The organism is Streptomyces sp. NPDC059003 (assembly GCF_042740445.1).
Taxonomy (GTDB): Bacteria; Actinomycetota; Actinomycetes; order Streptomycetales; family Streptomycetaceae; genus Streptomyces.
Genome location: NZ_JBHYJH010000295.1, coordinates 1 through 6,718, shown reverse-complemented (window position 1 = coordinate 6,718; position 6,718 = coordinate 1). Strand labels below are relative to the sequence as shown.

The window sequence follows — 6,718 nt, the reverse complement described above, 5'->3', positions numbered from 1 at the left end:
AGGTCGCGGTGATCACCGTAGGGGTTCTGCCGCAGTAGATCCGGTATTTACCGCGCACAGGTAGTTTCGTTGGAGTGAGGGATGGTACGGAGGTGCGACAGTGTGAGGATTGTTGCGAAGTCCACGTTGTGCGCCCCCCAATGTGCGCCTATGCCCCCTCTGTGCGCTCACGCTCAATCTTGGCATGGGTGCTTCAACTGGCACTAGCGGTCTGGGCTCTTGGCCCTGAAGCCGCGGGCCGAGTGCAAATGGAGAGTTGGGCCGTTAAGGGAGGCCGTATGAAGGGAGGCCGTATGCCTGCTATGAAAGGTCGGCAGGTGCCCGATGCGGCGCTTGGCCAGACTCTGGGGAGTTTTGCTCCCGTGCGGGGCTCCCATCTGGCGGATCGGGCACGGAAGTTCGCCGCGTGGCGGGATCTTCGTGTCGCGGCGGATGTGTGGCCCTATTCGCGCACTCTGGAGACCTGTGTGGGGCCCCGGGCCCGGGCGAGCAGTCGGCAGACGGGGCAGGTGGTAGAGGGTATTTCCTTTTCCACCCAGGACTATCTGGGGCTGTCGCGGGAGCCGTCCGTGCATGAGGCGGTGGTCGCGGCGCTGGCCGAGTATGGCCCGCACGCCGGGAGCTCGCCGGTCCTGACCGGGCATACGCCGCTGTCCGTGGCGCTGGCGGCACAGTTGTCGGAGCTGACCGGTATGGAACATGTGGTGCTCTTTCCCACCGGTTGGGGGGCCGGGTTCGGGGTGATCACTGGGTTAATGCGGCGCCAGGACCACATCGTGCTGGACGAACGGGCGCACTCCTGTCTCAGTCAGGGCGCCCACGCTGCGACTCAGAGCGTCACGACCGCCACCCACCTGGACCATGGCTCGGTACGCGAGCGGCTGTGGGCGATCAGGAAGGGCGATGCGGACAACGCGGTCCTCGTCGTCACCGAGGGCGTGTACTCGATGGACTCCGACGCTCCGCGGCTGCGGGAACTGCAGGAACTGTGCCGCGAGTTCGACGCGGTGCTGCTGGTGGACGTGGCCCACGACCTGGGGGCGCTCGGGCCGGGCGGCACCGGGCAGATCGGGATTCAGGCCATGCTCGGCGAGATCGATCTCGTCATGGGCTCGTTCAGCAAGTGCTTTGCGACCAACGGTGGTTTTGTTGCCACCGGGTCCCGGGAGACGGCCGAGTACCTGTCGGTCTATGCCAGTTCCCACTTCTTCTCCTCGGCGCTCTCCCCGCTGCAGGCCGCGGCCGCGCTCCAGAGCGCGTGCATCATCCGCTCCGTGGAAGGGGAGCGGCGCAGGGCGGACCTGGCACGGGTGTCGGACCGTCTCCGGCACGCCCTGAGCGCCCGGCATCTGAGTGTGCTCGGTGAGCGCTCCGCCATCGTTCCGGTGGAGACCGGCTCCGTCGCCGTCGCCCGGCTGGCCTGGTCGCTGGCCGAGCGGCGCGGGCTGATCCTCGCACTGATCGAGTTCCCTGCGGTGCCGCTGGGCTCGGCCCGGTACCGGATGCAGGTGATGTACGACCACCGGCTGGAGGACATGGACACCGCGGCCGCGGTTCTGGACGAGTCGCTCACCGAGGCCCGTGCGCTGCTGCGCACGCCGGCGGACGGGGCAGGGGGACCATAATGCCGCAGTCAGCCGTTCTCGCCGGTCTGGGCGCGTGCGTGCCGCCCACCCTGGTAGACAATACGGAGATCGCTGCCCGGCTGGGCGTGACACCGGAGTGGATCCAGCACCGCACCGGGGTGCGGACACGGCATGTGCTGGCCTGCGGGGAGCGCAACCTCACTCTGGCGGTGCAGGCGGGCCGCCGCGCCCTGGAGTCCGCGGGTGTCACCCAGGCGGATGCGGTGATCGTGGCCAGCTGGACGCACGATCAGGTGTGCCCACCGACGGCGCCCGCGGTCGCCTCCGCGCTGGGACTGGTCGGCTGCGCGGCGTTCGATGTCGGCGCGACCTGCGCGGGCTTCCTCTACGGGCTGGCCACGGCGTCCGGGCTGATGGCCACCGGCTGTGCCCAGCGGGTGCTGGTGATCGCGGTGGAAACCCACACCCCGTTCATCGACGCCAACGATCCGGTGACGGCTCCGCTGTTCGCCGACGGCGCCGGAGCGGCTGTTGTGCACGCGGGCGCGGTGGCCGACGAGGGAGCGATAGGCCCCTTCGACCTGGGCAGTGACGGCGCCGGCCGGGACCATCTGGGGGTGGCGGCCGAGGGCCAGCCCGGCAGGGCGGATGCGAACTGGTACCTGCGGATGGACGGAAGCGCGGTCTTTCTCCACGCGGTGCGGCGTATGACCGCCTCCTCCCAGGCCGTGCTCACAGCCTGCGGATGGACGACGGCAGGGGTTGACGCCCTGGTCGCGCACCAGGCCAACGCACGCATCCTGGACGCAGTCGCGGGCAGGCTCGCCGTCCCACCCCAGCGCGCGGTAAATACCATCGCGCATTTCGGGAACACCGGCTGCGCTTCGATCCCCCTCGCCTTGGCCACCGCCTCCTGCACCGGTGTGATCGGGCCCGGCGACCGGCTGCTGCTGACCGCGTTCGGCGCCGGGTTCACCTGGGCATCGACCGTCCTGGTCTGGCCGGACCTGGCCGTGTGCGCGCCCTGCAACGACCTCGATGCCTACCAGAGCGAGACCACGCTACCTTCACGGCACAAGGACAGGAGCAGCCATGGACATCGCGGCAAGAGTGTGTGACGTACTCGTCGACAAGTTCAAGATCCATTCCGACCGGATCGCCCCGGACGCCACGCTCGCGGACCTCCAGATGGACTCCCTGGCCGTGGTGGAGTTCGTCCTCGAAGTGGAAGACCGGTTCGGCGTGCAGATCCCCGAGGACACCGCCAGGACGCTGACCGTCAGCGCGGTCACGCATTACATCACCCAGCGCACGCCCGTCCCTGAGCCCGGACCGTAGCCAAGGGGGCAGCGATGCGTGCAGCGGTACTCAGTTCCTATAAGGAGCCGTTGGAGTTCACCGAGGTCGAGGATCCCGAGCCGCCCCCCACCGGTGCGGTCGTACGCGTCACAGCGGTGGGCGTGTGCCACTCCGATCTGCACCTGCGCCGGGGCGAACTGCAGGACCTGGTGCCCATGGACCTGCCGACCATCCTCGGCCACGAGATCACCGGGCGCATCGAGGCACTCGGCGCGGCGGCGTCCGGGCCCGCAGTGGGCACCGACGTGCTGGTGTACCCGCCGGTCAGCTGCGGGGGGTGCAGAACCTGCCTGCGCGGCAGCGCGCACATGTGCGCCACCGCCTCCTGGCTGGGCGTCGGGCGGCCCGGCGGCTGTGCGGACCTGGTCGCCGTACCCCGGGCCGACCGGCAGCTCATCCCCCTCGACGGCCTGTCCCCTCTCGAGGCCGCCCCGCTGGCCGACGCGGCGCTGACCTCCTACCGTGCCGTCCGCAAGGTCGCCCCCCGGCTGCGCCCGGACGGCGCCCTGGTCATCATCGGTCTGGGTGGACTGGCCCAGTACGCGGTCCAGCTGGCGCGCTTGTGCACCCCGGCCGTCATCGTCGTCTGTGTGCGCCGCGTGGCCCAGCGGGCCGGACGGGCGCGGGCTCTGGGCGCCGACACTGTCATCGACCTGGACGACGCCGACGCCGCGGCCAAGCTCCGCGCGGCGTGCCCCGGCGGAGCCGCCGATGCCGTCCTGGACGTGGTCGGGGTGTGTTCCACGATGGAGTTCGCAGCCGCCGCCCTGGCACCTGGCGGGCAGCTGGTCGTGGTCGGCTCCATGCTCGGACAGATCCCCTTCGGGTGGGCCTGCGCCCCCTTCGAGGCGTCCTTCACCACCAGCTTTTGGGGCAGCCTGAGCGAGCTCCACGATGTTCTCGCGCTGGCCCATCGCGGCCTGCTCCGCGCCGATCTCGTCACCTATCCCCTGGACCGCATCGAGCAGGCACACACCGACCTGGCCGACGGCCGGATTCCCGGCCGCGCCGTGCTCCTGCCGCACGGCCAGCCCTGACCCCACCCCCCAGGCACCACCACAGCGGAGGGACCCATGGACACCAACAAGCTGCACCGCGACTTCTACGACGCCTTCGGGCGGCACGACTTCGACACCATGAGCGCCATGGTCGACCCGGACGTCACCTACATCGACCACTCCCTCGGCTCCACCCTCAAGGGCGCGACCCCCTTCCTGGACTACCTGCGCACCTGGGTCGCCGCATTTCCCGACACCCACGTGGCCGACTGCCGGCACTGGGCGAGCGGCGACACCTCGCATGCCGTCGGCCTGTTCCGGGGAACCAACACCGGCCCGCTGGGCAACAGCCCGGCCACCGGCAAGGCCATGGACATCAACTTCTTCGAGTTCTACCAGTGGAACAATCGCGGCCTGCTGGCCCACGGCGAGGCGCTATACGACAGCCTGGTCCTGGGACGCCAGCTCGGCATGGTCGACAAGAGCCTGGGCGAATGGCTCGGATTCCACCCCACCATCTGATCCATACCCTCCTCCCGGTGCCGCGCCGCTCCGGCGCGTATCGAAGCGGCGCGACACCGGGACTGCCTCACCGTGTGCACCACCCCTGACCCGACAGCGGGAGAGATCATGACCGGGAATTCGTTGCGCCGTCGTCGGGCACTGGTCACCGGTGCCTCGCGCGGTATCGGGCGGGCCATCGCCGTGGCGTTCGCCGCCGTCGGCGCGGATGTCGCGATCACCGCCCGCAGCAAGGACGGCCTGCAGGAGACCGCCGCCCGTATCAGCGAGCACGGAACCCGCGCCGCCGTGCTGCCCGCCGACCTAGGGGAGGACGGGGCTCCCGCGCGGGTCGTCGCCGACGCCGCCGCGGCCCTCGGCGGCCTGAACACCCTTGTCAACAACGCAGCGTGGGCCATCCCGACGCCGTTCGAGGACATCGGCCCGGAGCAGTGGCGCACGTCGCTGCGGCTCAACCTCGAAGTCCCCGCACAGATCTGTCAGGCTGCAGAACCCCACCTGCGCGCCGACGGCAAGGGCTGCGTCATCAACCTCGGCTCCGTCGCGGCCTTCCGGGGCTTTCCTGCCACCCCCCACTACGCGGCGGGCAAGGCCGGCCTGCTCTCCCTCACCCGCAGCCTGGCCGTGCACTGGGCCCCGCACCACATCCGGGTCAACGCCCTGTGCCCCGGCTACACCACCACCGAGATGACCCAACCCTGGTGGCAGGACCCGGAAACCTCCGCACACATCGTCGCGGCCATCCCGCTGCGCCGCTGGGCCCAGGTGGAGGAGATGGCCGGACCCGCCGTCTTCCTGGCCAGCGACGCGGCCTCCTACATCACCGGACAAGTCCTCATCGTCGACGGCGGCCTCCTGGCCGCATAGCCCTTCGTCCCCGCCGCGCCTGCGGAAAGGAGGCCGTTCATGCCGCGCTCCCACAAACAGCCCAAGCAACTGTGGGCAGCACAGCGGGCGGGGCCCGGCAGCCCGCGCCCGGGTATAGGAGGTCGCCGCGCCCAGCCGCGCCCGCTGGAGGGCCACGGCGCTCTGCTCACGGGCGCGGCCGGAGGCATCGGCCAGGCCATCGCCACTGTGCTCGCCGGCGCGGGCGCGGACCTGATCCTGACCGACCGCAATACGCCCCAACTCGCCGACAGGGCCGGTGAACTGCGCGCCCACGGGGCCTACGTAGGCATCATCCCCGCCGACCTGACGCGCCCAGGTGCCGCTGCCCACGTCGTCCAGGAAAGCGCCGGACGCCTGCAACGCCTGGACATCGTGGTCAACGCCGCGGGGCTGTGCCGCGCGGTGGCTGCCGAGCGGCTCACTGCGCGGCTGTGGCGGGAAACCCTAGCCATCAACCTGGAAATCCCCGCGCAGATCTGCACCGCGGCCGCCCCTCACCTGCGCTCCCGCGGCGGCGGGGCCATCGTCAACATCGCCTCGGTATCGGGCCTGCGCGCCTTCCCCAGCGCCGCGCAGTACGCCGCATCTAAGGCCGAACTCATCGCCCTGACCTACGCCCTCGCTGCTGCCTGGGGCAGCGACGGCATCCGCGTCAACGCCCTGTGCCCCGGCTGGACCCGCACCCGGATGACGCACACGCTCTGGGCCAGCCCCGGCCCGTCCAACACCGTGCTGCAGCGCGTGCCGCTGGGCCGATGGGCCGCCCCCGAGGAGATCGCCGACGCCGCGTTCTTCTTGCTCACCGACGCCGCCGCACACATCACCGGCACAGTGGTCACCGCCGACGGTGGCCTGCTCGCCGACTGAGCCCCTCCAGCGCCCCGTTCGAAAGGATGCCGGGATGCCTGCCCCCGCCGCTGTCATCGTCGGACTCGGCGCCTGCCTGCCCGCACGCCGGATCACCAACGCGCAGTTGCAGGACAGCCTGCACACCAGCGACGCGTGGATCCGCCAGCGCACCGGGATCGCCAGCCGGCACTGGGCCGATCCGGGAATCAGCACTGGGGACCTCGCCGTCACCGCAGGACGGCTGGCCCTGGCATCCGCCCAGACCACCACCGTCGATCTGGTCATCGTCGCGACCACCACCCCCGACCACCGCTGCCCCGCCACCGCACCCCACGTGGCCTGGCGCCTGGGACTCGACCAGGCCCCGGCATTCGACCTGGCCGCCGTCTGCTCCGGCTTCCTCTACGCCCTGAGCATGGCCTCAGCCACTATCCGCGCCCAGGCACACCACCAGGTCCTCGTCATCGGCGCCGAAACCTACTCCACCATCATCGACCCCGAAGACCGCACCTGCGC

The 6,718-nt window shown here is 70.6% G+C and carries 7 protein-coding genes and 1 pseudogene; all 8 read left to right on the top strand.

What is annotated here, in order from left to right:
- Window positions 1–140: 140 nt before the first annotated feature.
- Window positions 141–1,625, top strand: coding sequence for an aminotransferase class I/II-fold pyridoxal phosphate-dependent enzyme (locus ACFWZ5_RS43745; protein WP_384892661.1), 1,485 nt, complete (start codon window positions 141–143; stop codon window positions 1,623–1,625).
- A complete protein-coding gene (locus ACFWZ5_RS43740; RefSeq protein WP_384892658.1) occupies window positions 1,625–2,704 on the top strand; it encodes a beta-ketoacyl-ACP synthase 3 in 1,080 nt (359 codons plus the stop codon). Before ACFWZ5_RS43745 ends, ACFWZ5_RS43740 begins: the two co-directional genes overlap by 1 nt.
- The gene (locus ACFWZ5_RS43735) at window positions 2,679–2,924 is read left to right on the top strand and encodes an acyl carrier protein (protein ID WP_384892655.1); all 246 of its coding nucleotides are present in this window, start codon (window positions 2,679–2,681) and stop codon (window positions 2,922–2,924) included. The genes ACFWZ5_RS43740 and ACFWZ5_RS43735 overlap by 26 nt, the downstream gene beginning before the upstream one ends.
- A 14-nt stretch (window positions 2,925–2,938) precedes the next feature.
- A complete protein-coding gene (locus ACFWZ5_RS43730; RefSeq protein WP_384892652.1) occupies window positions 2,939–3,982 on the top strand; it encodes an alcohol dehydrogenase catalytic domain-containing protein in 1,044 nt (347 codons plus the stop codon).
- Between the two features lie 36 nt (window positions 3,983–4,018).
- Window positions 4,019–4,465: an ester cyclase gene (locus ACFWZ5_RS43725; RefSeq protein ID WP_384892649.1), complete on the top strand. Its 447-nt coding sequence runs from the start codon at window positions 4,019–4,021 to the stop codon at window positions 4,463–4,465.
- A gap of 108 nt (window positions 4,466–4,573) precedes the next feature.
- On the top strand, window positions 4,574–5,332 hold the full coding sequence (locus tag ACFWZ5_RS43720) for an SDR family NAD(P)-dependent oxidoreductase (protein ID WP_384892645.1): 759 nt from the start codon (window positions 4,574–4,576) through the stop codon (window positions 5,330–5,332).
- A 39-nt stretch (window positions 5,333–5,371) separates the two neighbouring features.
- Entirely contained in the window at window positions 5,372–6,220 is an 849-nt protein-coding gene (locus ACFWZ5_RS43715) for an SDR family NAD(P)-dependent oxidoreductase (protein WP_384892642.1), read from the top strand.
- 34 nt (window positions 6,221–6,254) lie between these two features.
- Window positions 6,255–6,718: pseudogene (locus ACFWZ5_RS43710) on the top strand (3-oxoacyl-ACP synthase); the annotation flags it as partial.

Excerpts from the sequence above, each read along its gene's own strand:
- ACFWZ5_RS43745 (WP_384892661.1), top strand. The coding sequence starts at position 141 with ATGTGCGCCTATGCCCCCTCTGTGCGCTCACGCTCAATCTTGGCATGG.
- ACFWZ5_RS43740 (WP_384892658.1), top strand. The coding sequence starts at position 1,625 with ATGCCGCAGTCAGCCGTTCTCGCCGGTCTGGGCGCGTGCGTGCCGCCC.
- ACFWZ5_RS43735 (WP_384892655.1), top strand. The coding sequence starts at position 2,679 with ATGGACATCGCGGCAAGAGTGTGTGACGTACTCGTCGACAAGTTCAAG.
- ACFWZ5_RS43730 (WP_384892652.1), top strand. The coding sequence starts at position 2,939 with ATGCGTGCAGCGGTACTCAGTTCCTATAAGGAGCCGTTGGAGTTCACC.
- ACFWZ5_RS43725 (WP_384892649.1), top strand. The coding sequence starts at position 4,019 with ATGGACACCAACAAGCTGCACCGCGACTTCTACGACGCCTTCGGGCGG.
- ACFWZ5_RS43720 (WP_384892645.1), top strand. The coding sequence starts at position 4,574 with ATGACCGGGAATTCGTTGCGCCGTCGTCGGGCACTGGTCACCGGTGCC.
- ACFWZ5_RS43715 (WP_384892642.1), top strand. The coding sequence starts at position 5,372 with ATGCCGCGCTCCCACAAACAGCCCAAGCAACTGTGGGCAGCACAGCGG.